The organism is Parabacteroides hominis (genome assembly GCF_014287585.1).
GTDB classification, from domain to species: Bacteria; Bacteroidota; Bacteroidia; order Bacteroidales; family Tannerellaceae; genus Parabacteroides; species Parabacteroides hominis.
Genome location: NZ_JACOOJ010000015.1, coordinates 35,212 through 58,940, shown reverse-complemented (window position 1 = coordinate 58,940; position 23,729 = coordinate 35,212). Strand labels below are relative to the sequence as shown.

The window sequence follows — 23,729 nt, the reverse complement described above, 5'->3', positions numbered from 1 at the left end:
CGTTATCACGCTTCGTTACCGATTATTTTTTTATTGAGATACTGCAAGAAATCATATTCAAAATAATTTCCCACAAAGAAATCTCTCTGAAAGTCTTGCAATTCCTTTTTACGTTTCGAAACGAGAAGTTTATACTCATCTTCTCTCGTTTTACCAAATAGCGGATGTGATATGATACTCAACATCGTATTAATTTCTTTTGTAAAAAAGAGAATTACGTCTAAAGGATAGAAATACTCATTTTTGTGTTCTTCTAAAACACGGTTGATAAGACCAATCATTTTTCGATAATTGGAATCATTCCATTCCATACGAACTCTCAGAACAAGCGGAAAGAAATCATCCGACATTTTATATTCCAAATAGTCTTTCAGAGTGGGGCTAATATCAGTTCTATTTTCTTGCATATCGTACTTTTATCGGTAATGGGATGTAGATAACTGACCGTTAGGGAAGTTTATCTACTTGTTACCAACTTAATTATTCACTTTCAGCAGCTTCTTGAAGGTAATCTTCAATATCTTCTGGGTTGTTTAACTCTAAAGCCCTTTGTGTATTCGAAGCATCAGGTGGCATCAATTCTACATTTATCAGAATATTCTTGCGTGATTGGTTTTGCGCAAACAATCCCTCGCTATCAAGAATTGACATTGTTTCTACCATTGCCATTATCCTGAAATCCAACTCTTTTTTCCATGCTTCATTGTTCAGATTATCAATAGTTACCCTATTTTCAAAAAGTTGTTTTACGTCACCAAAATATTCGTCATACCCAAAAGCATAATAGGGAGTGTCTGCATAAGACCACTTTATATCTTGTGCGTATGTTTTGGAATATTTTTGTGATACTCTGTTTAATGCTTCCCAAGACCATGCGGAAATAATGGGAGCAAGACCTTCTCCAGTTGTCAAAAGCACACAATAATAGAAATGTTCTTTATTGCTAAACAACTTTTGGAAAGCCATTCGTGTGGCTTTTGTTATTGCTGCTATAAGTTTTTCTGTTTCCTTATCCATAATGCTACTGTTGGTAATGTATTCAATAACCACACCTATGGTGTAGTTCCTATTTACTAATAAATTATACCTAATCATCATCTAAATAGTCCAGTGGATTAGGTATTTTGGCTTTGTGAGCATTTGATACGTGCAAATAAATAGCAGTCGTTTTTATATCATTATGCCCCATAAGTTCCTGAATAGTTCTAAGGTCAGTCCCTTGTTCCAGCAGGTGAGTAGCGAAAGTGTGACGGAGCATGTGCAGGTGTACCCGGTGCTTTATTCCGGCTTTTTGGGCTGCTTCTTTCAGTATTTTCACCAATGCACTGGGTGAATATTGTTCACCTGCCTGTTCTCCCTCAAAAAGCCACTTTTGCGTTCGGTATTCTTTGTAATAAACCCTTAGTTCGTTGAGTGCCTTTTCTGACAGCAGGGAATATCTGCATTTCTTTCCTTTGCCAGCTACCCTTATCAGCATCCGTTCACTGATAATGTCTTTAGGGGTCAGGTTCAGAAGTTCACTTCGCCGCAATCCGGCAGAATGTATCAATGAAATCATGCACCGATGGTTCCGGTTAGGTATCTGTGCAAAGATGTTCTTCATTTCTTCCCGGCTTAGCACTTCGGGCAAAGCCTTGTATTCTTTGGCACGGACTATCCCGCCATAGTATTGCCGTTTGCCTTTTCGGACTTTCTCATAGTAGAACTTGATTGCATTTATGTAGGCGTAGGGGGAATAGCGGTCATAAAACGCAGGAAGCCGGAAAGCGGATGCCTGTATATAGGCACTTCCGTTTCCGGCTATCTTAATTCCACTATCTCCGGAAAGCAGTAAGGCAATACCCTGATTATTTCCATAATCAATCCGTATATAGTCCTGACCGTCTATATTTTGCTTTGTCAGTACGATACTTCCCCGTTGTTTGTCTGCTTCCATATAGGACTGGTTTATAACGTTACAGCTATCACTAATTAAATGATATTGCCAAAGTTATAAAACTATCCCGAATAAAGTGAACGAGTGTTTTCTTTTTATCTTTTTTTTGCACTGAAAGGCAGATTTACAAGGAATATGTGCCGGGGGAGGCACTGCCTAACGTTTCAACAGAGAGTAAATGGCATACAGATGTCTGGCAAGTCGCGCGGTGTCCAATCCGCCGAGAAAAGACATTTCAAAGGACAGCCCCATGTAAACCTGCCGGAACATGACTACCGCATCCTCTACATCCACATCCTTTCTCAACTCTCCGCTATCTATCGCACGCTGTATGGCGGTACGCCAATAAGCGTAATCGTCATTTGCAAGATTACGGAGCTTCTCTTTTGCGTCAGGGTCGTATTGCAGCAATTGAAACAGAAAATGAAAATATTGGGCGTGGTATGTGAATTTTCCTTGCGCCAACTTGTCTTTATCCACACCTATCAGATTGCCCAGCATATCCATCGTCCGTTGTACGCCACGCACATATTCGTCTATAAATTCGGCAAACCTGCCGTTCGTTTCAGTGAATTTGTTTTGTGGGTTTTGCGTGCTGAACCAAAACCTATCCACTACGGCAATGAATAGTTCCTGTTTGTTCTTGTAGTATTTGAATATTCCGGCTTTCGACATTCCGAGCATCTTTCCAAGTTCCGCAAAACTGGCTTTCTCATAGTTCACGGACATAAACAGCTTGAACGCAGCTATCAGCAATTCATCACGGGTAATTTTCATTGTATGGTAGTCTTTTATATTTTCCAATCCCGAAAATAACATTTTATTCCCATACAAGACACATTACAGGTAATAGATTAACAAAAATAAATCAGCGGACGCCTAAGTAAATCGTAACGAAGTTGTTTTAGGACAAGTAAGTCGAAATATTAATAATCAAAGACTTGTATAATTCAAAAATAACCTGTACTTTTAAATCCAAGATTAATGCAGACAAGGAGCAGACAGATAAAGACAAATACAAGTCTTTTGAAATCGTAACCAAGTCGTAGCCTAAGATAGTTCATTGAAAATATAACGCTGATATTGAGTGGATTGCAAGGTAAGGTTCATTTACCTATCTCTCCGCAGAAACCCCGACGATTTACTATCGTCGGGATTTTTTTTATGGGATTAATCAGACTTACCCGATAATTGTTGGGGATAAACATAAGGTGGCTTATTGTTTCTTTCTTTTGCACACCCTTATTGTAAAAAACAGGTTATTTAACGATTGGCAGGCTTCATGATGAAAGAGTTCGGATTTCTCTTTTTGGGAGACAAAACGGAGCTTTTTTCATCTATTTGCCGGTTTTCTACGATGACGACCGTCTTCGCCGCCGTGAAGATTGACTTTATCGCCATGAAGACGGTCATCATTGCCTATGAAGTCAATGTTCATGGCAACGAAGACGGTCGTCATGGAAAAGTTCTGCGCAACTCACGGAGGAAATGCGGAAAAATGCTTTTGGCATAAACGGAATGCGACACGGTTTCGTCCGCAAATATTCAATTCTCCGGGAGTTGAGGATTATCACATTTTCCTATTTTTCCCGGTCAGGCTGACAAAACAGGGTCGATAACCGGACAAGTTGCCGACCCCATCTCTCCCCGTGTCAGATAAAAACGCCCTGCCGGACAAAGTGTAAGATCTGTATAAACCGGAATTTAAAGTGAAATAGAAAAAGGGCGAAAAAGGGGTTATTGTCAATTTCTTATATTATCAAAACCGATCGGACCGATTCATTTGTTGGCAAACGCTTTCCGGATGCGAGTAGCTTCTTCCCTGAAGAAGATTTCTTGGACTGCTTCTTTCGGAAGTGTCAAGGTGTTTGCTGCTTCCATAATAAATAAGGTATTAAAAGTGGGGCGAAAATAGAACGGTTCCGCCTTTCCCGTTACTCAACACATCCAAGATGCTGGAGGCACATTAATGCTCCCCACGGGGGTACGGAACCGCCTATGAGGAACGTTACGGACATAAAAATGCCCGCAACGAATCAGATGCAGGTTCACCGCATCTTGGATAACATGTTGAGTGTTGCAAATATAACTCTTTCTGCGGATAAACAAATAAAATAGTAAAATAAAATAGAGCAACCGCGCTAAATAATGAATTTATTTATCCCAAATGATTATCGGGTGAGCTATTGATTAACGGTATTTTGAAATAAGATATGGATTTTTTATCTTTGCAAAAAGTTTTTCAGGGAAGGATGTTAATAACTGTCGTAGATAAAAAGATAAAGTTTTACCAGCGTGTGATTTTGATGATCATGTTGGTCTTTATGCCGTTTTATTCAGTTGGCAGCGATTTCTTTCTGGAAGGTTTCCCAAGTTCTTCCATCGAGGTGGTAGAGAATGGAGTGCATGATGTACTTGATTTCGACGATAACGCCTCGTTGCGTACTGTCCGGCAGGAACAGATTCAAATCCAACAGTTTGTTGCAGACTTTATAGCCGACTGGCTGACTATAATAAATGTGCATGAGCTGATTCATTCTCTTGAATTGCAGCAATGTGCATTCTTGCCTATATTTTATCAACTTCATAAGACCCAGAGTTTCGTCTGGTTTTGTTCCTATCTGATTTAGGTCTTATCCGATTCTTTTGTTTTTCAGAGCGTGTATGGGTATGTTGTGCCGGTACGCGGAATGCTTTGTCGTGTTCCTGATATTGCACGCTTTATCATGTCTATAATTATAACCTAAAAATAAACTAATCAAAAACGATTTATGACGAGAAGATTGTTTTTTAACTATTTACCTTTTTTGTTTTTAATAGCCAGCTTTTTTACCTCTTGTAACCGGAGTCATGAAAAAAAATCCGGAAGTAAAAATAATACGCTGGTGGTGAAACTGGCGGCTACGAGTATTGAAGTGGCCCAGTCGTATGTAGCCGATGTGCAGGCTGTCCAGTTTGTGGAGATCAAACCGAAAGTGGAAGGATTCGTCGAAGATGTCCTGGTTGACGAAGGCGAGCACGTGAAGAAAGGACAGGTCTTGTTCAAGCTTTCCTCTGCCGAACTGTATGAAGAGGTCAAAGAGGCGCAGGCCAACTATAAGCAGGTGCAGGCCGAGTTGAAAATGGCGGAAGTCGAGGCGGATCGTGTAAAACGCCTGGTGGAAAAGGATATTATTTCGTCGATCCGCCTGGAACAGGCATTGGCGGAGGCCGATGTCGCCCGTTTGCGGGTACAGCAGGCTAAATCGCGTTTGCTTCGTGCGGAGACAAATTATTCCTATACGACCATCACATCTCCTTTCGAAGGATATGTGGACCGTATACCGTTTAAGGTCGGTAGCTTGGTCACGCCGTCCAGCTTGTTGACCTCCCTGACGGATGTCTCGGAAATGTTTGCCTATTTCAAGATCAACGAGAAAGAATATCTCGAATATAAACGTACGCAGTTGAGCGGAGTGGAACAGCCTGAATATAACAACCTGGAGCTGATTTTGTCGGATCAGACAACCTATCCGTACAAAGGAACGGTCGAAACCGTAGAAGGTGATTTTGAACGCGGTACGGGCTCCATTGCTTTCCGTGCGCGTTTTGCCAATCCGGACCGCCTGTTGCGTCATGGTGTTTCGGGTAAAATCCGTATGCTGACCGAAATGGAAGATGTGATACTGGTCCCGCAACGTTCGACCTTCGAGATTCAGGATTTTACCTATGTGTATACCGTTGATGAAGAGGGCAAAGTGAGTGTTCGCAGCTTCGAACCGCTCTCCCGTCACGGAGCCTATTATGTAACGAAAGACCTGCCTGACAACACGCTGATCGTTTATGAAGGAGTCCAGCAAGTGAGTGACGGAATGGTTATTACGCCTGAGATAGTGGATGCCGAAACGGTCCGTAAACAATTGGAGTTGTCTGATGAAATCGAAAATAATAAGTAAGCCGTATGTTTGAAATATTCATCAGACGCCCGATTCTGTCCGGTGTCATTTCCGTTGTGATTGTTTTTCTGGGCTTGTTGGCCATTACCTCTTTGCCGATTACCCAGTTTCCCGATATTGTCCCGCCTTCCGTTACGGTGACGGCCCGTTATACGGGAGCCAATGCCGATGTGATGGCTAAAACCGTGGCGACTCCCTTGGAGCGTGCTATCAACGGTGTGCCCGGAATGACCTATATGACTACAGTTTGTACGAACGACGGTATGTCGCTGACGACGATCTATTTCAAAGTAGGAACCGACCCGGATGTCGCTTCCGTGAATGTGCAGAACCGTGTGACGACAGTCCTCGACGAACTTCCCGAAGAAGTGATCCGTGCCGGTGTGATTACTGAGAAAGAGGTGAACAGTATGTTGATGTATCTGAACATCATGAGTACGGACAGTTCACATACCGAGAAATTTGTGTACAACTTTGCCGATATCAATATCCTGCGTGAACTGAAGCGAATCGACGGTGTCGGTTTTGTCGAGATCATGGGAAGCCGCGATTATGCGATGCGCGTGTGGTTGAACCCGAACCGGCTGGCAGCCTATAATATGTCACCGCAGGAGGTGACCGCCGCAATCCGTTCGCAAAACATCGAAGCGGCTCCGGGTAAGACCGGTATCAGTTCGGATAAGATTCCGCAGCAGTTGCAGTATGTATTGCAATATAGCGGGAAATTCAGCACTCCCGAAGAATATGGCGAGATCGTGTTGAAGGCGTTGCCGGACGGTTCGGTTCTCCGGTTGAAGGATGTGGCGACGATCGAGTTCGACTCGGAAGACTATAATATGATTTCCATGACCGACGGCAAGCCTTCCGCCTCCATCATGATCAAGCAGCGTCCGGGTTCGAATGCCCGTGAGGTGATTCAGAATATCAAAGCCAAGATGGAGGAAATCAAGGAAAGCAGTTTTGCCCCCGGAATGGATTATAATATATCGTACGATGTTTCGCGATTTCTGGATGCTTCGATTTCGGTTGTGCTCCGGACACTGTTGGAAGCCTTTTTGCTGGTGTTTATCGTGGTATATTTGTTCCTGCAGGATTTCCGTTCGACGTTGATTCCGGCGATAGCCGTTCCTGTTTCGCTTGTCGGGACTTTCTTCTTTATGCAGATGTTGGGTTTCTCCATCAATATGCTGACGCTGTTCGCGCTGGTGCTGGCAATCGGTATCGTGGTCGATAATGCCATTGTCGTGGTGGAGGCGGTGCATGTGAAGATGCACAACGAGAAACTTCCACCGGCAAAAGCCACCGAAGCCGCCATCCGTGAGATCGGCGGGGCGATTATTGCTATTACCCTGGTGATGTCTGCCGTGTTTGTACCGGTAGGCTTTATGTCTGGTACGGTCGGTATTTTCTACCGGCAGTTCTCGTTGACGCTGGCGGTGGCGATTGTTATTTCGGGTGTGAATGCCTTGACGCTGTCTCCTGCGCTCTGTGCCTTGATGCTGAAGCCTGTCTCGCATAACAGGAAGGTGAAGAAAAGTTTGCTGGCGCGTTTCTTCGACGGGTTCAACAGGCGTTACGATTATCTGGAACGCCGTTATAAGATCAATCTGCGTTTGTTCCTGAACAGGCGTTTCCTGACCTATGTGACGCTGATAATTTTCTGTCTGGCAACATGGGGCATGACGTTTGTGCTGCCTTCGGGCTTTATCCCCAATGAGGACCAGGGAATGATCTACGTGAACGTCGATGCGCCTCCCGGAGCGACCCTCGAACGTTCGGAGGCTGCTTTGAGCAAAGTGCAGGCCGCCCTGTTGCCGTTGGAAGAAGTGGAAACGGTCTCCACATTGGCAGGCTACAGCTTGATGACGGAGACGGAAGGAGCCAGCTTCGGCATGGGAATGGTCAACCTGAAGCCCTGGAACGAACGTGAACAGACAGCCGAGGAACTGATGCGCGTCTATGCCGACCGCGTGTCGCATATCAAGGATGCGGATATCCAGTTCTTCCTCCCGCCGACAGTTCCCGGTTTCGGTAATGCCAGCGGTTTCGAACTCCGTTTGCAGGATAAGACTGCCGGGACATTTGCCGAGTTGGACGAGGTGGCCAAATCGTTTGTGGCCAAACTGAATGCCGATCCTCGTCTGTCGGGTGTCACATCCGGTTTCAACCCGAACTTCCCGCAATATCTGCTGCGGGTCGATCTGGCTAAAGCGGCAAAATTGGGTATCGATGTGAACGAGTCGATGGAAACCCTGCAATCCTATGTCGGAAGTTTCTATTCTTCCAATTTCGTCCGTTTCGGACAAATGTACAAGGTGATGTTGCAGGCAGCTCCCGAATATCGTATGAATCCGGAGGATCTGTTCGGCTTGTATGCTAAAAATAAAGAGGGGAATATGGTTCCGTATTCCAACTTCATGACAATGGAGCGTGTGTATGGTCCGAGCCAGATCACCCGTTACAACCTGTTTACTTCGGCCATGATTACCGGTGAACAAGCACCGGGAGTCAGTTCGGGTGAGGCTTTGGAAGCCGTAGAGGAGATTGCCGCCGAAGTGTTGCCGCGAGGCTACGACATAGAATGGTCCGGCGTTGCCCGTGAGGAGAAAGAATCCGGCGGACAATCCCTGGTTATTTTCGCCATTTGTCTGGTCTTCGTCTATCTTCTGCTGGCGGCCCAGTATGAAAGCCTTTTGCTGCCGCTTCCGGTTATCCTCTCGCTTCCGGCGGGTGTGTTCGGATCGTTCCTTTTACTGTATGCGGTGGGACTGGAGAACAACATTTATGCCCAGGTGGCGCTCGTGATGCTGATCGGCCTCTTGGGCAAGAATGCGATCCTGATTATCGAGGTGGCGAACCAGTGCCGCAAGGAAGGTGTCAGCATTATGGGAGCGGCCATCCAGGGGGCGACCAGCCGCTTGCGTCCGATCCTGATGACTTCCTTTGCCTTTATCAGCGGCTTGATCCCGTTGGCGATGGCCAGTGGCGCGGGTGCTTTGGGCAATCGCTCCATCGGAACGGCGGCGGCCGGAGGTATGCTGATCGGTACTTTCGTGGGGATCTTCCTGATACCGGGGCTTTATGTGATATTTGAATCGTTAGCAACTTACTTAAAGGAAAAGAAACAAAAAGCAAATGAAGAAGAATATGAGTATTAAGATAATCGGTGCGGTTTGCCTGTGGGCTGCGATCGGCCTTACCGCTTGCAAGGCGCCGCAGCTCTCTCCGGACGGGGAACGTGCCGCATTGCCGGAGGGAGACGGGCATACCTATGACACTGCATTTGTAAAGCCGTTGGAATGGAATGTGTTTTTACAGGATTCCATCTTGCAGGGATATGTGGAGGTCGCTTTGCGGAATAACCATTCGTTCAAGCAAAGCATGGAACGGGTGACGATGAGCCGGGCTAACCTGCAACGGGCAAAAGGCTTGCTGTTGCCGGAGGTCGGCCTCGATATCGGGGCTTCGGTCAACCGCTTCGGCGAATATACGATGGACGGCGTGGGGAACAGCGAGACCAATGTCCCTTCCCTGCCGAAAGACAAACATATCCCGGACCCTTACCGCGATTTCGGACTTTCCCTGAATTTCCAGTGGGAAGCGGATATATGGGGGAAGCTGACTCGGAAGAAGCAAGCGGCTGCAGCCCGCTGGATGGCTTCGGTCGAGGCGACCCGCTTAGCGCAATCCGTCCTGATCTCCGAACTGGCCGTCCACTATTATGAACTGATCGGGTTGGATAAGCGCCGGGAGGTATTGGAAGAGGCCCATATCAGTTCCAAACGTTCGTACGAACTGACCCGTCAGTTGAAGAAGGAGGGGGCCGAGACGCAGTTGGCTGTCGACCAGTTCCATGCCCGCATGCTACTGATAGAAAGCAAGCTGTTGAAAAATGACCAGCTGATCGGGGAGAAAGAGCGTGCGATAGCCTGCCTGTTAGGTGTTTTCCCGTTTGAAATCAGGCGTATGAGTTTTGAAGAATTAAGACGGATCCCTTTTCCGCTTTCAGATGGCGTTCCGGCAAATATGCTGACCTTGCGTCCCGACGTGCGGGCTGCCGAAATGGAATTGCTGGCCTCAAAGGCGGATGTAATGGCGGCCAAGGCAGCTTTCTACCCTTCGTTGGTGCTGGGTGCGGGAGGCGGCTTCAACAGCTTTGATGTCGGTAAATGGTTCAGTGCGCCTGCTTCGCTGGTCTACGACCTGGCAGCGGGGATTACTGCGCCTGTCTTCCAGCGAAACCAGATCCGTTCGATATGGAACGAGGCGCGTGCTTCGCAACGGATCGCCTTGTCGCAATATCACGAAACAGCCTTGAAAGCCTATACGGAAGTATTGGATTTGTATTGTGCAGGTCTGAATCAGGTGGAGCGTGTCCGTTTGAAAGAGGTGGAAACCGTAGCCCACCGACGTTCGGTCACCAATGCCAATGAACTTTTTAAGTTGAACTACGTCGGGTTCCTCGAAGTGCTCTCCGCCAACGAACGTTATCTGGACAGCGAGCTTGAACGTATCGACATCATCACCGACCTTTGCCGGAAGAAGATCCTTCTCTACCGGGCGTTGGGCGGCGGTTGTTAAGATACTTGAACGAAAGGACGGATGTAACAGATTTGCATCCGTCTTTTTTTAGTGCTAAATAAAAGTAATAGATTATTAAAAAATATTACCCTTGCTACTAATTTGCGCTACATGGGGTAGAAAATCGAATTAGATGCAGAAGTAGTTTCGATTTGGACCAATGTTTTTTTTGCTATCGTGAAGAGGAAGCGGAAGTAACAGAAAAGTGACAAATATGTATTGCTTTTGTCATTTTGTTGTGATTTGCGAAGCATTTAAGATGTTTTATAAGTAGCATACTTTTGACGGCAGGAGAAAAATGTTATATTTGTAGATAAATGATTTCAAAATAACATTCTATAAATCCCTCCTAAAAAGTATTTGCTTATGATTAAAAGAAGATTACTATCGTACGACATTCCGCAATTGGCAAAAGTATTTAAAAAAGATTTTCCCCAACTGGTAACGATGGCGGAAGAGAGTGAGAGCTCGGTGCTTTTTAAAGAAGCCCTGCGTTCTTTCGTTTCTTCCCGCATCGACAGGACGGTTGGCGGGAGCAATATGGGAAATGCCGTGGCGAAGCGTATTCTTCTCTTGATCGAACATGACGATACGACAGTCTCCGAACTTTCGACAGGTGGGGAGATACCGGTACGGACGATTACCTGGCTGTGGCAATTCCTGGCCGGAAAGCTGAAGGAGGATGTTTCGCCGGACTTCTTTATCGACCTGTTCCGGCAGTTCGAATTGTTGGAGCATCCGGAGGAGATCGTACCGGACCGCTCGCTCGTCAAACGGCAGATGAACCGCTGGCCGACCGGATTGGACGAAGAGGTGATGGCGATCCGCCGCTCCAACAAGGAGCGGATCATTGCCGGGCTGATACGCAAGATCGAACGGCGCCATGCCCCGACCTCCCGGTTCCAGTTTACGGAGGGGATGAGCTATGCGGAGAAATACATCAAGGTGCAGGAATGGTGGAATACCGGCCGTTTCCATCTCGCGATGGCTTTCAAAAGCCCGACGGAACTGAACTATTTCCTCGGCGGTTCCCTTTCGGCCGAGACTTTGCAATTGCTGGCCAAAGCCCGTAAGAAGGGCATGCCGTTCTTTGTCACCCCTTATTATCTTTCCCTGCTGAACACGAATACAAGCGGGTATGACGATGCTGCCATCCGTTCGTATATCCTCTATTCGGAGGAACTGGTCGAGACGTACGGACAGATCAAGGCGTGGGAAAAGGAAGACATCGTCGTGGCCGGGCAGCCGAATGCCGCCGGATGGTTGCTGCCGGAAGGGCACAACATACACCGCCGTTATCCGGAGGTGGCGATCCTGATTCCCGATTCGATGGGGCGTGCCTGTGGCGGGCTGTGCGCTTCGTGCCAGCGGATGTACGATTTCCAGAGCGAACGCCTGAATTTTGATTTCGAGTCCTTGAAACCGAAGGAGACATGGGATAAGAAACTGCGCCGGTTGATGCGCTATTTCGAAGAAGACGCACAGCTCAGGGATATCCTGATCACCGGAGGCGACGCGTTGATGAGCCAGAACGCGACGCTCCGCAACATACTCGATGCCGTCTACAAGATGGCGGTACGGAAGCGGAAAGCCAACGAGGGCCGGCCCGAAGGGGAGAAGTACGCCGAACTGCAACGGGTCCGCCTGGGTTCGCGCCTGCTTGCCTACCTGCCTCTGAGGATCACGGACGAACTGGTCGGCATCTTGAGGGATTTCAAAGACAAAGCCTCGCGTATCGGTGTCACGCAGTTTATCATCCAGACGCATTTCCAGTCCCCGCTGGAGGTCACGCCGGAAGCCAAAAAGGCGATCGAGGCGATCCTCTCCGCCGGTTGGATTATCACCAACCAGTTGGTCTACACCGTTGCCGCTTCCCGGCGCGGGCATACGGCAAAGCTTCGCCAGACGTTGAATGCGATGGGGGTGGTGTGCTATTATACTTTCTCGGTCAAGGGGTTCCACGAGAACTATGCCGTGTTCACCCCCAACAGCCGTTCCTTGCAGGAACAGCAGGAGGAGAAAGTCTTCGGCCTTATCCCCAAAGAGAAGCAGAAGGAACTGTACCGGCTGATCCGCTATGAACGTCCTTTAGGAAAGAAATTGTCCGGGTTCCTGAAAGAGAACCGTCTCCTTTTTGCCGCCACCGACCGCAGCGTGTTGAACCTTCCGGCCATCGGCAAAAGCATGACGTTCCGGACAATCGGCTTGACAGCTGAGGGAAAGCGCATCCTGAAATTCGACCACGACACCGGACGCCGCCACAGCCCGATTATTGATCGGATGGGAGAAGTCTACATCGTCGAAAACAAATCCGTCGCCGCCTACCTGCGCCAGTTGCAGGATATGGGCGAGGATGTGCGGGAGTATATCAGCATCTGGAACTATTCCGAAGGTGTGACCGAACCCCGTTTCAGTATTTACGAATACCCCGGTTATCCTTTTGATGTTACAGAAAAGATGACAAATCTTGAGTTATAAAACGAGTAATTATTATCTTTGTTCGTGCTAAACCAATATTAAAATGATACAGAACGAAAGAGAAATACGACACGAGCATGTGTTACAGGCTGTTCGTCAGATGATGACAGCCGCCCGGACAGCGCCGAAAGGGAAAGGTATCGATATTATCGAAGTGGCGATGGTGACGGACGAAGATATCAAACGCCTTTCCGAAGAGCTTGTCATCATGTCCGGCGAAACCGGTTTGAAATTCTTTCTGCGCGATGCCGACAATATCCTTCAGGCCGAAGCCATCATGATTGCCGGTACACGGCAGCAGGTGCAGGGTTTGAATTGTGCGCACTGCGGATTCCCGACCTGTGTGGAGAAGCCGGAAGCCGTTCCCTGTGCGATCAATTCGGTGGACTTGGGTATTGCGATCGGTTCGGCTTGTGCCACGGCATCGGATTGGCGCCTGGACACGCGTGTGATGTTCAGCGCCGGTCTGGCTGCTCAGCGTTTGGGGATGCTGGGCGACTGCAAATGCGTGATGGCGATCCCGGTGAGCGCGTCCTCGAAAAACCCGTTCTTCGATCGAAAACCCAAAACAGAGTAAGTCATGATAAAGTTTGATAACAAACTCGAACTGCGATACTACTTCAATGATAAGTCCAACTACATGGATGCCATGATCAAACACCGTTCGGAAAAGGAGGTGCTCTCGCTTATCCGGACGCTGGCAGACATGCTGGATATCAAAATGACTGTTTATTGCGAGTCTTTTGCCCAGCAGGAGGGGTTCCGCGAAATCTGGTCGGTGGCAGGTGAGAACAGCCGCCTGATCTCCGTCCTTCTCAACTTGTTTATGCAAGTGTGGACACGTCCGACCCTTTTGGTCGGCGGGCAGCCGGTCGTGGACCGCTCGGTGGCCGACGAGGAAAAGATGCAGCGTGAAATAGCCTTGTTGCGTACGAATCTCAGGAAGAAATCGCCCGGCATAACGGTCACGCGCGAATTGGTGGAATTGCTAAGCGCATCGCCCCGCGTCTGCAAGTGTAAATCGAACTTTTACGAAGCTGTGCGCGGCTATCCGAAGGTGACGAAGTTCACCTTGCGCGAACTGAACGAAAACAACCGCAGCCGTTCAGGATCGTTGGAGGTCAAACGTGAACAGTTTGACTATTACATCCTCCGTTCCGACGAGTTGCCCCCGGTCAAGGACAACAAAGCGACGATAGAAATCATCTCGCCTGTACTGAAAGACGCCCGTTACCGTTGGAAAGGCATCTACAACAAAGGGGGCGAGACGATCGATTTCTATATGTGCGACGAAGACTTCAAGAAAGATATGTTCGATGAAAAGATCGTCTTCAAGAGCGGCATGTGTATCGATTGCGTGCTGGAGATACAGCGGAAGATGAGCGAACTGGGCGAAGTGGTCAACATCAGCTATACGGTCGAAACGGTGATCCGTACCCGTTTCGACAAGATGGAAATCATCACGCCGCAAGGGAAACGCCATCTGCGTAAGTTAGAAGCAGAGAAAAAGCAATTGACGCTCGACCTTTTCGGGTGATAAAACGTCGTTGTCAACGCACAACGAGTCGGAAAAGGCTCTTTGAGGATCGTTGTCAACGCACAACAGGGCTATTTCGCCCTGTTGAGTCCGTCGTTTTTTTACAATTTGGTATTAAGGCATATAAAAGAGGAATTGTGTTAACACAATGTAACAGTCATGGCATTGAATCTTGTATTGTGTTTTCTCAAATTAACAAATGGGTGCTTTCTTGCTTTGTTGTGTTAAGATAATTAAATAAATAGGCTATGGCAAAAGCAAAAACCGTATATGTTTGCTCCAACTGTGGGGCTGATTCTCCGAAATGGATCGGAAAATGCCCTTCCTGCGGGGAGTGGAACACGTATGTCGAGGAGGTCGTGGCAAAGGAACCGACCGGAAAGCGGGCGCTTTATGGCGTTTCGGATGGCGGCAAAGTGCGTCCCGTCCTGCTTCGCGATATTACTTCCGAAGAGGAGACGCGCATCGACCTCGGCGATCAGGAGTTGAACCGTGTCCTCGGTGGCGGCCTGGTGAAAGGATCGCTGGTCCTGATCGGCGGCGAACCGGGAATCGGGAAGTCTACCCTTGTCCTGCAAACCGTCTTGGGGTTGAACGGACTCCGGACACTCTACGTTTCCGGCGAAGAGAGCAGCCGCCAGTTGAAACTCCGTGCCGACCGCATCGCGCATGAGAACCCGGATTGCTTCATCCTCTGCGAAACCAATCTCGAACAGATATTTGTCCAGGCCAAGAACGTACAGCCCGATCTACTGATTGTCGACTCGATACAAACCATTTATACGGAGGTGGTCGAATCCTCTCCCGGAAGCGTTTCGCAGGTGCGCGAGTGCAGTGCGGCTATCCTGAAATATGCGAAGGAGAGCGGTACGCCCGTCCTCCTGATCGGCCATATCAATAAGGAAGGAAGCATTGCCGGGCCGAAGGTGCTCGAACATATTGTCGACACCGTCCTTCAGTTCGAGGGCGACCAACATTATATGTACCGCATCCTCAGGAGCATCAAGAACCGTTTCGGAAGTACGGCAGAATTAGGTATCTACGAGATGCGCCAAGACGGCCTCCGCGAAGTCAGCAACCCTTCCGAACTGCTGTTGACGCAGAACCATGAGGGGCTGAGCGGAGTGGCCATTGCGGCGGCGATCGAAGGCATCCGCCCTTTCCTGATCGAGACGCAGGCATTGGTAAGCTCAGCCGTTTACGGGACGCCCCAGCGCAGCGCGACGGGGTTCGATCTCAGGCGTATGAACATGCTGCTCGCGGTGCTCGAAAAGCGTGCCGGGTTCAAGCTGGTCCAGAAAGACGTCTTTTTGAATATTGCCGGCGGACTGAAGGTGAACGATCCGGCGATCGACCTGGCGGTGATCAGTGCGGTTCTTTCTTCCAGCCTCGACATTTCGATCGAGCCGGGTATCTGCATGTGCGGCGAGGTGGGGCTTTCGGGCGAGATCCGTCCGGTGAACCGCATCGAGCAGCGCATCCTGGAAGCGGAAAAATTAGGTTTCTCGCGCATTATCATCCCGCACAATAACCTGAAAGGCTTCGACACATCCAAGTGCAAGATGCAAATCGTGCAAGTGCGCAAGGTGGAAGAGGCTTTCCGGCAATTGTTCGGATAAGTTTATATGTATATGAATAAAAGTGTTGTTTATCTATTTGTAAGTGTTTTCTTCCTGTTTACAAGCTGCGAGTACCAGTTAGGGGAGAATTTTGTGGAGATGGAAAAGCTCCCGTCCGATTCGGTTACGCTGAGTGTGGATTTTTATGGGCTTGCCTACTATCAGGCGGAAAATGCCTATGTTATTGAACATAGCGGGAGTGCTGCATGCGAAGTCTATCCGTTGCCCGGATTTAAGGTGGAGAAGCTGGTCGTCCGTTTAGGTGAGATGGAATGGGAAAGCGATGAAGCCCGGTGTGATTTTATGCTCGACGTGGATCGGATTCCGAATGGTTCATACGAACTGTCGTGCGAGATTTTCTCCCGGACGAACAGTGGGACGGTTGCCGGGCAGGTCGGGATCGAGCAATATGCGGAAAAGCGAAGTTGGCCCCTTAAGGTCTGTGCGCGTACCGGGAGCGACAAGATCCTCCGCTATCAGATGGACGAAAGCGGACATCCCGAAATCTTCTGGGATGTGGATGAATCTCTTCGTGACGGATTTGATCATTTTACGATTGAATATAGTTATGATAATATGACTTATATTCGAAGAAGCACTCGTTTCGACCAGCGTTCTTTTGTCGACGAAAGGTATGACGGAGCCGGTGGAACATACGAGGTCTATATCTATTTCAAAGATGAAACCATCCGCCCTTACTCTCTCGGTAAGGCTGTCTTGGAAGCATCCGATACGTTTAACCCGGAAAACAACCTGAAGAAATGAAACGAACCATCTTATTGATATGCCTTCTGCTTGCATTCGTCCGGACTGGGCAGGCCCAGTCGTTGACAGTCGAATATAATATCGGTCACGGCTCGTATCAGATGTCCGATATGGAAGATCTTTTGAAAGGGATGATACTTCCCGTGACCAATGCGCAGGTTACGGATAATTTTCCCGGTTATGTGACACAGGACACCCGTATCGGCATCGAATGGAGGCGACATCACGTGGGAGCTCTTTTCAACTATATGAATACGGCGGGCAAGAAGGGGGTAACGGATTATTCCGGCTCTTGCAACTACGAGCTGCGTAACAAAGGATATAAGCTCGGAGCTTTTTACCGTTTCCGTTTGGTTAAGGAAGAAATCAGTATCTTTACGTTCGAACCGTATGTGCAGTTTTCGACGGGCGTCGTGCTGAACAAGGTGGACGAGGCGAGCCGCCTGTTTGTCGAGTCCGACCCCGCAGTTGGATATCAGCAGGAAGACCGTTTTTCCGGTAAGAATTTCTTTGTGGAGCCTGCTTTCGGCATCAAGTTCGGCCTGTGCCGCCATTTCGCCCTGAACGTGAGCGTCGCCTATGAATGGGATGCCGTGAAGCAGAAGCATCAGAGCCGGAATTCGGATTTTAAAGTGGATTGGAGCGGGTACAGGGCGCAAGCCGGTTTGGTTTTTTATTTGAATTTAAAGAAATAACGATGATACAAGAATTACAACTCCGTATATTGCCCGAAGAGGCAGCCAGCGAACAGTCGTTGAAGCAGGTGGTAGCCCGCGAGACGGGAACATCTGTTCCGCATATTCACACCGTCCGGGTGTTGAAACGTTCCATTGATGCGCGTCAGCGGACTATCTATGTGAATGTCAAGTTGCGTGCTTTTATCGATGAGGAACCGGACAAACCGGAATTCCAGTCGGTGGAATATAAAGACGTGTCGGCAGGGAAGCCTGTCGTGGTGGTAGGAGCGGGGCCGGGTGGTTTGTTTGCCGCCCTCCGCCTGATAGAGCTCGGCCTGCGTCCGATCGTGATCGAACGCGGAAAGAACGTGCGCGAACGTAAAAAGGATATCGCCCTGATCAGCCGCGAGCATAAGGTGGACGAAGAGTCCAACTACAGCTTCGGCGAAGGGGGAGCCGGCGCCTATTCCGACGGCAAACTTTACACCCGCAGCAAGAAACGGGGGTCGGTCGATAAGATTCTGAATGTCTTTTGCCAGTTCGGGGCGAGCACCTCGATCTTGGCTGACGCCCATCCGCATATCGGTACGGACAAACTGCCGCGCGTGATCGAGAATATCCGCGAACAGATTATCCGCTGTGGCGGGGAAGTCCGTTTCGAGACGCGTATGGATGCCCTGCTCATCCGGAGTGGGGAAGTCGTAGGTGTCGAAACGAATACAGGCGAAAGTTTTCTGGGGCCGGTCATCTTGGCAACGGGCCATTCCGCCCGCGACGTGTATCGCTACCTCCACGACCGGCAAATCCCGATCGAAGCCAAAGGCATTGCTGTCGGTGTCCGCCTGGAACATCCGCAGATGCTGATCGACCAGATACAATATCATCGCAAGGAGGGCAGGGGCAAATATCTGCCGGCAGCCGAATATAGCTTTGTGACGCAGGCCGGCGGACGGGGAGTCTATTCTTTCTGCATGTGCCCCGGTGGATTTGTCGTCCCGGCGGCAAGCGGTCCCCGTCAGGTGGTGGTCAACGGAATGTCTCCTTCCAACCGTGGTTCCCGCTGGTCGAACTCCGGCATGGTGGTGGAGGTACGCCCGGAAGACTATCCCGAATTGATGAAACACGAAGAGATGACGGTCAGCAAGGATTCGCCACTCGCATTGATGGCTTTCCAGGAACGGCTGGAAGAACTCTGCTGGCTGAACGGCGGGATGAAGCAAACCGCCCCTGCACAGCGGATGGTTGATTTCGTGAATAAGAAAAACTCTTTCGATCTCCCCGAATCCTCTTATACGCCCGGCTTGCTGGCTTCCCCGCTGCATTTCTGGATGCCGGAGTTCGTCACCGGTCGCCTTCGTGAAGGATTCCGCTATTTCGGTAAAGTCTCCAGAGGCTTCCTGACCAACGATGCGGTAATGATCGGAGTGGAAACCCGAACCTCTTCGCCCGTCCGTATCCTGCGCGACAAGGAAAGCTACCAGCATATAACCCTGAAAGGCCTTTTCCCTTGCGGCGAAGGAGCCGGCTATGCAGGCGGAATCGTCTCCGCCGCTATCGACGGCGAGCGGTGTGCGGAAGGGGTGGCCGGATATTATGATTCATGATTTATGTGTCACGGATAAGTCATAATGGATGCCTGCCGCTTCTTTTTGCAAGGGCAGGCATTTGTTTTTGGAACAGTTTCCGACTTGTTTGCCGTTATTCAAATTTACCTTTTGTCAGTTCTTCTTCTAAAAAAGCAAAAACATATTTCGGGCTTTGGTAATAGAAATGTGTCTGCTCATTCATAATATTCTCTTTCAGCCGGAAATCCCCACCTTTCCCTCCTTCAAATAAAACCGCCTGTCATGTTCGACCAAGAAGCGGATGGTGGTGACGATTTTTTCTTCGGGGAAAGGCAAAGAAGGGATCAAGGTGGTGACAGGAAGCGGTTGCCGGTCTGAAAGCAGTCCGAGCAATTGGCCGCGTATGGCATTGAAATCCCGGTTGTTCAGGCCGGAATCATTCTTGGAGAGGCAGATGTCGCAACACCCGCAATCTTCTGCATCCTTTTCTCCGAAATAGGAGAGTAGCAGGCGGCTCCGGCAGATATGTTCCCCGTCCATATATTCCACCACTTTTGAGATGCGCTTTTTCATCCTTTCGCGACGTTCCTCATAAGCGGAGGGAGGGAGAATAAGAGTCTCCTTTTCCATCCGTGGATGCGTATAGGTAATTCGGGAGGCTGTTGGAGAAGATGATTCATCCACCGCTTCGGAATATTCGATGTAACCGGACAGTTCCAGCAGTTTCAGCGCATGATGCACCTGTAACGGGGGAAGCTGGCAGGCGGAACAGAAATCAGCCAATGCAAATCCGTGTATGATGTCCTTCCCGTGCCCTTCCTGTATTTGGTAGTAATCTCCCAATGCCTCGTACACTTGCCCGATCAGTCTTTTTTCCGGAAACTCGTCATCTATCCGTTTTTTTAGCTGGAAGCTGTCCATATCCGTGCAGAGAGACACCGCAAAGGCTTTCCGGCTGTCCCGTCCGGCACGGCCTGCCTCCTGGAAATATTCTTCCAATGATCCCGGCATATCCAGATGGACAACCAACCGCACGTCCGGCTTGTCGATCCCCATCCCGAAAGCGTTTGTCGCAACTATAACCCGGCATTCGTTATTTTTCCAGCGGTGCTGCCGGATCGCCTTTTCTTCCCGGTTCAGCCCGGCATGAAAGAAATCGGCAGATATTCCGGCTTGTTGCAGGAAGAGAGCCGCCTCTTTTGTCTGTTTCCGGCTCCGGGTATAGACGATAGCCGTCCCCGGAACTTTTCCGAGTATGTAAAGCAATGTATTCAGCTTATCTTCCGTCCGGCGTACGATGTAGGCGAGATTCGGGCGGGTGAAACTTTTCAGGAAAACATTTTTCTCTTTGAAAAGCAGTCGTTCCTGTATGTCGTCCACGACTTCGGGCGTGGCCGTCGCCGTCAGCGCCAGTACCGGCACGCCGGGCAGTTGTTCCCGTATATCGGCGATATGGAGATAGGAAGGACGGAAGTCATAGCCCCATTGCGAGATGCAATGACTTTCGTCAACCACTAACAGGCAGACGTTCATGGCTTGCAACTTTTCCCTGAATAATCCGGAGGCAAGCCGTTCGGGTGAAACATACAGGAACTTGTATTGCCCGGAAATGCAAGCGTCCAATTCCGCAGCGATCTCCTGGCGGCCCATGCCCGAATATACAGCCGTAGCTTTAATCCCGGCCCGGCGCAGATTGTCGACCTGGTCGCGCATCAAAGCGATAAGCGGGGTAATGACAAGGCAAATCCCTTCCATTGCCAATGCCGGAACCTGGAAGGTGATCGATTTGCCACCTCCCGTCGGCATGAGTCCGAGCGTGTCTTTCCCGCTACAGACGGAATGGATAATATCCTCCTGTAAAGGGCGGAAAGCAGGGTATCCCCAATACTTCCCTAAAATCTTATGGTAGACATCCACCGCATCCCTTCATATATCGTTCTCCTTGATGTCCTTCACCATCAGTTGCAACGACGTGTTGCCGTTGTAGGTGTTCTCCTCGATGGTGTAGCAGATATTGAAAGGTTTCATGTTCTTGATATGCGTGTTGTGCTGGCGCATACCGAAAGCAATGCCATGTATCGGTGTGTTCGACTTGTCGTCGATCAGTTCCAGTTTGATATGTTCCAGGTCTTTCCCTACCAACTTGCTGGTTCCGTAATCTTTGACTCCGAGCGAGCAGAATACGGGCTTCTGGTTGTCCGGGCCGAACGGATTCATTTTTTTCAGTTCGCTCATGAACTTGGAATTGATATCTTGCAGGTCCAGTACGGCATCTATGTCGATCTGCGGCGTCATTTGTTCTGGAATGATCTCGTCGGCAGCCAGTTTGAGGAACCGCTGGGTGAAAGCCTCCAGGTTCTCCTCTTTCAGGGAGAGGCCGGCGGCATACGTGTGGCCACCGAAGTTCTCCAACAGGTCGCGGCAGCTTTCGATCGCTTTGTATATGTCGAATCCCGTGACCGAACGGGCGGAACCCGTTATCAGTTCGGACGATTTCGTCAGCACGACTGCCGGGCGGTAGTATTTCTCCGTCAGGCGGGAAGCGACGATGCCGATAACCCCTTTATGCCATCCCGGATTGTAGACGATGATCGCCTTACGGTCTTCCATATTCTGAAATTCGTCGATGATGGCGTTCGCCTCGTCCGTGATCTTCTTGTCCAGTTCGCGGCGTTCTTCGTTATATTGGTTGATGCTTTCGCTCTTTTCGCGGGCCACGTCCACATCCTTCGCCAGGAGCAGTTCGACCGCTTCCTTTCCGTTCATCATGCGGCCGGAAGCGTTGATGCGCGGTCCGATCTTGAAGACGATGTCGCTGATCGTGATCTCTTTGCCCGACAGCCCGCAGATATCGATAATCCCTTTCAGGCCGAGGCTCGGATTGCTGTTAAGCTGCTTTAAACCGTAATAGGCCAGTATGCGGTTTTCGCCGGTAATGGGGACGATGTCCGAAGCGATGCTGACCGCCGTCAGTTCCAGCAGCTTCTCCAGGTCGGCAAACGGGAAGTTGTTGCTTTTGGCGAATGCCTGCATGAACTTGAAGCCGACACCGCACCCCGACAGATGTTCGTACGGATAGACCGAATCCACCCGCTTGGCATCTAAGACGGCGACTGCATCCGGCAATGTGTCGTCCGGCATATGATGGTCGCAGATAATAAAATCGATCCCCAATTGCTTGGCGTATTCGATCTTTTCGATGGCCTTGATGCCGCAGTCGAGCGAGATCACCAGCGTGATCCCGTTTTCCTGGGCGTAATTGATTCCTTTATACGAAATCCCGTACCCCTCGTCATACCGGTCCGGAATATAAAAATCCAGCGTCGATGAATAAGGGCGCAAATACTTGTAGACCAATGAAACGGCAGTCGTACCGTCTACATCGTAGTCTCCGTAAATCAAAATCTTTTCTTTGTTTCCCAATGCTTTATTCAAGCGCTTGACCGCCTTTTCCATATCCGGCATAAGGAATGGATCATGCAAATCGTTCAAGCTGGGTTTAAAGAATTTCTTCACCTCTTCAACAGTGGTAAGTCCTCGCTGAACGAGCAAAAGACACACGACCGGGCTAAGTCCCAGTTCGCTCGCCAGCTTGTCTCTCTTATGTAACTCTTCTTCTGTTGGGGTTTGAAAGTTCCATTTTGTAATCATTATATATTGTTTTTTTCTTTTTTTTCGTCTCTGATATATCGGATATGCGTGTTTATAGTGATAAAACCTCCAATATATTTGAATCCGTAAAGTTAGATAATATAAATGGATATTTCTGTTCGGCGGCTTGCTTTTTTATTAATTAGAAGCTGTTTTAATTTTTTCAAACCGCTCTCCGGCTGTTTTCCGGATATATCAAAATGTCACTACCCCCCCGTGTAAATCGGATTAGTACCCCATGTTCTATGAATTAATATAGCGGGTAATATTTTTTAACATAATAAAAAGAAGCGTTTTGCCTGTTTGGAGGAAGCAAAATGGCAGATTCCGGGAGTGGCGATTCTTGGAAACTGTTTGAAAAAAGTCCAAACCGCTTTCCAAGTCCGCGAATGATTTGTACATTTGTGACATTATTTAAAAAACAATGACGGAAGATATTCAAAAAGCCTGCGAAATTATGCAGGCGGGAGGCATAATACTCTATCCTACAGATACGATCTGGGGAATTGGTTGCGATGCAACCAACGAGAAAGCCGTACAAAAAGTGTACGAGTTGAAGAAGAGAACGGACAATAAGGCTATGCTGGTATTGACCGACAGTTCGGCAAAACTGAGCATGTACGTGTCGGATATGCCCGATATAGCCTGGGACCTGATCGAAGTGGCCGATAAACCGCTTACGATTATCTATCCTCATGCAAAGAATCTGGCGAGCAATCTCTTAGGTGAAGACGGAAGTGTCGGCATCCGGGTGACGAACGAAGAGTTTTCCCGTAAACTGTGCGAACGTTTCCGCAGGCCGTTGGTTTCCACCTCTGCGAACGTGAGCGGCGAGCCTTCTCCGGGTAATTTCAGCGAGGTGTCGGACAGTATTAAGAACGGGGTCGATTATATTGTGAAATATCGCCAGGATGATATGAGCAAGGCCAAGCCTTCCAATATCATCAAATTAGGAGACGGTGGCGTTATCCAGGTAATCAGATAA

General features: G+C 49.0%; 19 protein-coding genes. 12 read left to right on the top strand and 7 right to left on the bottom strand.

Annotated elements, in window-relative coordinates; translation table 11 throughout:
• Positions 1 to 5 precede the first annotated feature (5 nt).
• From H8S65_RS10085 to H8S65_RS10070, 4 genes are all read right to left on the bottom strand, one after another.
• Positions 6 to 407 (bottom strand): hypothetical protein, encoded by a 402-nt coding sequence (locus tag H8S65_RS10085; RefSeq protein WP_186929867.1) that lies wholly within the window; start codon positions 405 to 407, stop codon positions 6 to 8.
• Between the two features lie 73 nt (positions 408 to 480).
• The gene (locus H8S65_RS10080) at positions 481 to 1,017 is read right to left on the bottom strand and encodes a DUF4303 domain-containing protein (protein ID WP_186929866.1); all 537 of its coding nucleotides are present in this window, start codon (positions 1,015 to 1,017) and stop codon (positions 481 to 483) included.
• Between the two features lie 70 nt (positions 1,018 to 1,087).
• Entirely contained in the window at positions 1,088 to 1,936 is an 849-nt protein-coding gene (locus H8S65_RS10075; protein ID WP_186929865.1) for a tyrosine-type recombinase/integrase, read from the bottom strand.
• A gap of 156 nt (positions 1,937 to 2,092) precedes the next feature.
• Positions 2,093 to 2,713 (bottom strand): TetR/AcrR family transcriptional regulator, encoded by a 621-nt coding sequence (locus tag H8S65_RS10070; protein ID WP_186929864.1) that lies wholly within the window; start codon positions 2,711 to 2,713, stop codon positions 2,093 to 2,095.
• Between the two features lie 505 nt (positions 2,714 to 3,218).
• Between H8S65_RS10070 and H8S65_RS10065 the strand changes: the two genes are divergently transcribed.
• On the top strand, positions 3,219 to 3,449 hold the full coding sequence (locus tag H8S65_RS10065; protein ID WP_186929863.1) for a hypothetical protein: 231 nt from the start codon (positions 3,219 to 3,221) through the stop codon (positions 3,447 to 3,449).
• Between the two features lie 823 nt (positions 3,450 to 4,272).
• On the opposite strand, the gene H8S65_RS10060 is transcribed toward H8S65_RS10065, so the two are convergent.
• Positions 4,273 to 4,524 (bottom strand): hypothetical protein, encoded by a 252-nt coding sequence (locus H8S65_RS10060; protein WP_186929862.1) that lies wholly within the window; start codon positions 4,522 to 4,524, stop codon positions 4,273 to 4,275.
• A gap of 183 nt (positions 4,525 to 4,707) precedes the next feature.
• Between H8S65_RS10060 and H8S65_RS10055 the strand changes: the two genes are divergently transcribed.
• The 10 genes from H8S65_RS10055 (at position 4,708) to H8S65_RS10010 (ending at position 19,132) form a co-directional block, all read left to right on the top strand.
• Entirely contained in the window at positions 4,708 to 5,871 is a 1,164-nt protein-coding gene (locus tag H8S65_RS10055; protein WP_186929861.1) for an efflux RND transporter periplasmic adaptor subunit, read from the top strand.
• Positions 5,872 to 5,876: 5 nt separating this feature from the next.
• Positions 5,877 to 9,029 carry an efflux RND transporter permease subunit gene (locus H8S65_RS10050; protein WP_186929860.1) on the top strand — a complete coding sequence of 1,051 codons (3,153 nt, stop codon included), beginning with the start codon at positions 5,877 to 5,879 and terminating at the stop codon, positions 9,027 to 9,029.
• Positions 9,007 to 10,452, top strand: coding sequence for a TolC family protein (locus H8S65_RS10045; protein WP_186929859.1), 1,446 nt, complete (start codon positions 9,007 to 9,009; stop codon positions 10,450 to 10,452). Before H8S65_RS10050 ends, H8S65_RS10045 begins: the two co-directional genes overlap by 23 nt.
• 366 nt (positions 10,453 to 10,818) lie before the next feature.
• Entirely contained in the window at positions 10,819 to 12,930 is a 2,112-nt protein-coding gene (locus H8S65_RS10040; protein ID WP_186929858.1) for a KamA family radical SAM protein, read from the top strand.
• Positions 12,931 to 12,973: 43 nt separating this feature from the next.
• Positions 12,974 to 13,507, top strand: a complete 534-nt coding sequence (locus H8S65_RS10035) for a ferredoxin domain-containing protein (RefSeq protein ID WP_186929857.1) — start codon at positions 12,974 to 12,976, stop codon at positions 13,505 to 13,507.
• A gap of 3 nt (positions 13,508 to 13,510) precedes the next feature.
• The gene (locus H8S65_RS10030) at positions 13,511 to 14,467 is read left to right on the top strand and encodes a hypothetical protein (protein WP_186929856.1); all 957 of its coding nucleotides are present in this window, start codon (positions 13,511 to 13,513) and stop codon (positions 14,465 to 14,467) included.
• 248 nt (positions 14,468 to 14,715) lie between these two features.
• On the top strand, positions 14,716 to 16,086 hold the full coding sequence (gene radA, locus H8S65_RS10025; RefSeq protein WP_186929855.1) for a DNA repair protein RadA: 1,371 nt from the start codon (positions 14,716 to 14,718) through the stop codon (positions 16,084 to 16,086).
• 12 nt (positions 16,087 to 16,098) lie between these two features.
• Positions 16,099 to 16,851, top strand: coding sequence for a hypothetical protein (locus H8S65_RS10020; RefSeq protein ID WP_186929854.1), 753 nt, complete (start codon positions 16,099 to 16,101; stop codon positions 16,849 to 16,851).
• Positions 16,848 to 17,546 carry a hypothetical protein gene (locus H8S65_RS10015; protein WP_186929853.1) on the top strand — a complete coding sequence of 233 codons (699 nt, stop codon included), beginning with the start codon at positions 16,848 to 16,850 and terminating at the stop codon, positions 17,544 to 17,546. The genes H8S65_RS10020 and H8S65_RS10015 overlap by 4 nt, the downstream gene beginning before the upstream one ends.
• A gap of 2 nt (positions 17,547 to 17,548) precedes the next feature.
• Complete coding sequence (locus H8S65_RS10010; protein WP_186929852.1) at positions 17,549 to 19,132, top strand: NAD(P)/FAD-dependent oxidoreductase; 1,584 nt, start codon at positions 17,549 to 17,551, stop codon at positions 19,130 to 19,132.
• 195 nt (positions 19,133 to 19,327) lie between these two features.
• Here the strand turns inward: H8S65_RS10010 and H8S65_RS10005 are convergent, their stop codons facing one another.
• The gene (locus H8S65_RS10005) at positions 19,328 to 21,010 is read right to left on the bottom strand and encodes a RecQ family ATP-dependent DNA helicase (protein WP_186929851.1); all 1,683 of its coding nucleotides are present in this window, start codon (positions 21,008 to 21,010) and stop codon (positions 19,328 to 19,330) included.
• Positions 21,011 to 21,019: 9 nt separating this feature from the next.
• Positions 21,020 to 22,744 carry a single-stranded-DNA-specific exonuclease RecJ gene (gene recJ / locus H8S65_RS10000; RefSeq protein ID WP_186929850.1) on the bottom strand — a complete coding sequence of 575 codons (1,725 nt, stop codon included), beginning with the start codon at positions 22,742 to 22,744 and terminating at the stop codon, positions 21,020 to 21,022.
• A gap of 424 nt (positions 22,745 to 23,168) precedes the next feature.
• Between recJ and H8S65_RS09995 the strand changes: the two genes are divergently transcribed.
• Positions 23,169 to 23,729 (top strand): L-threonylcarbamoyladenylate synthase, encoded by a 561-nt coding sequence (locus H8S65_RS09995; RefSeq protein ID WP_005639316.1) that lies wholly within the window; start codon positions 23,169 to 23,171, stop codon positions 23,727 to 23,729.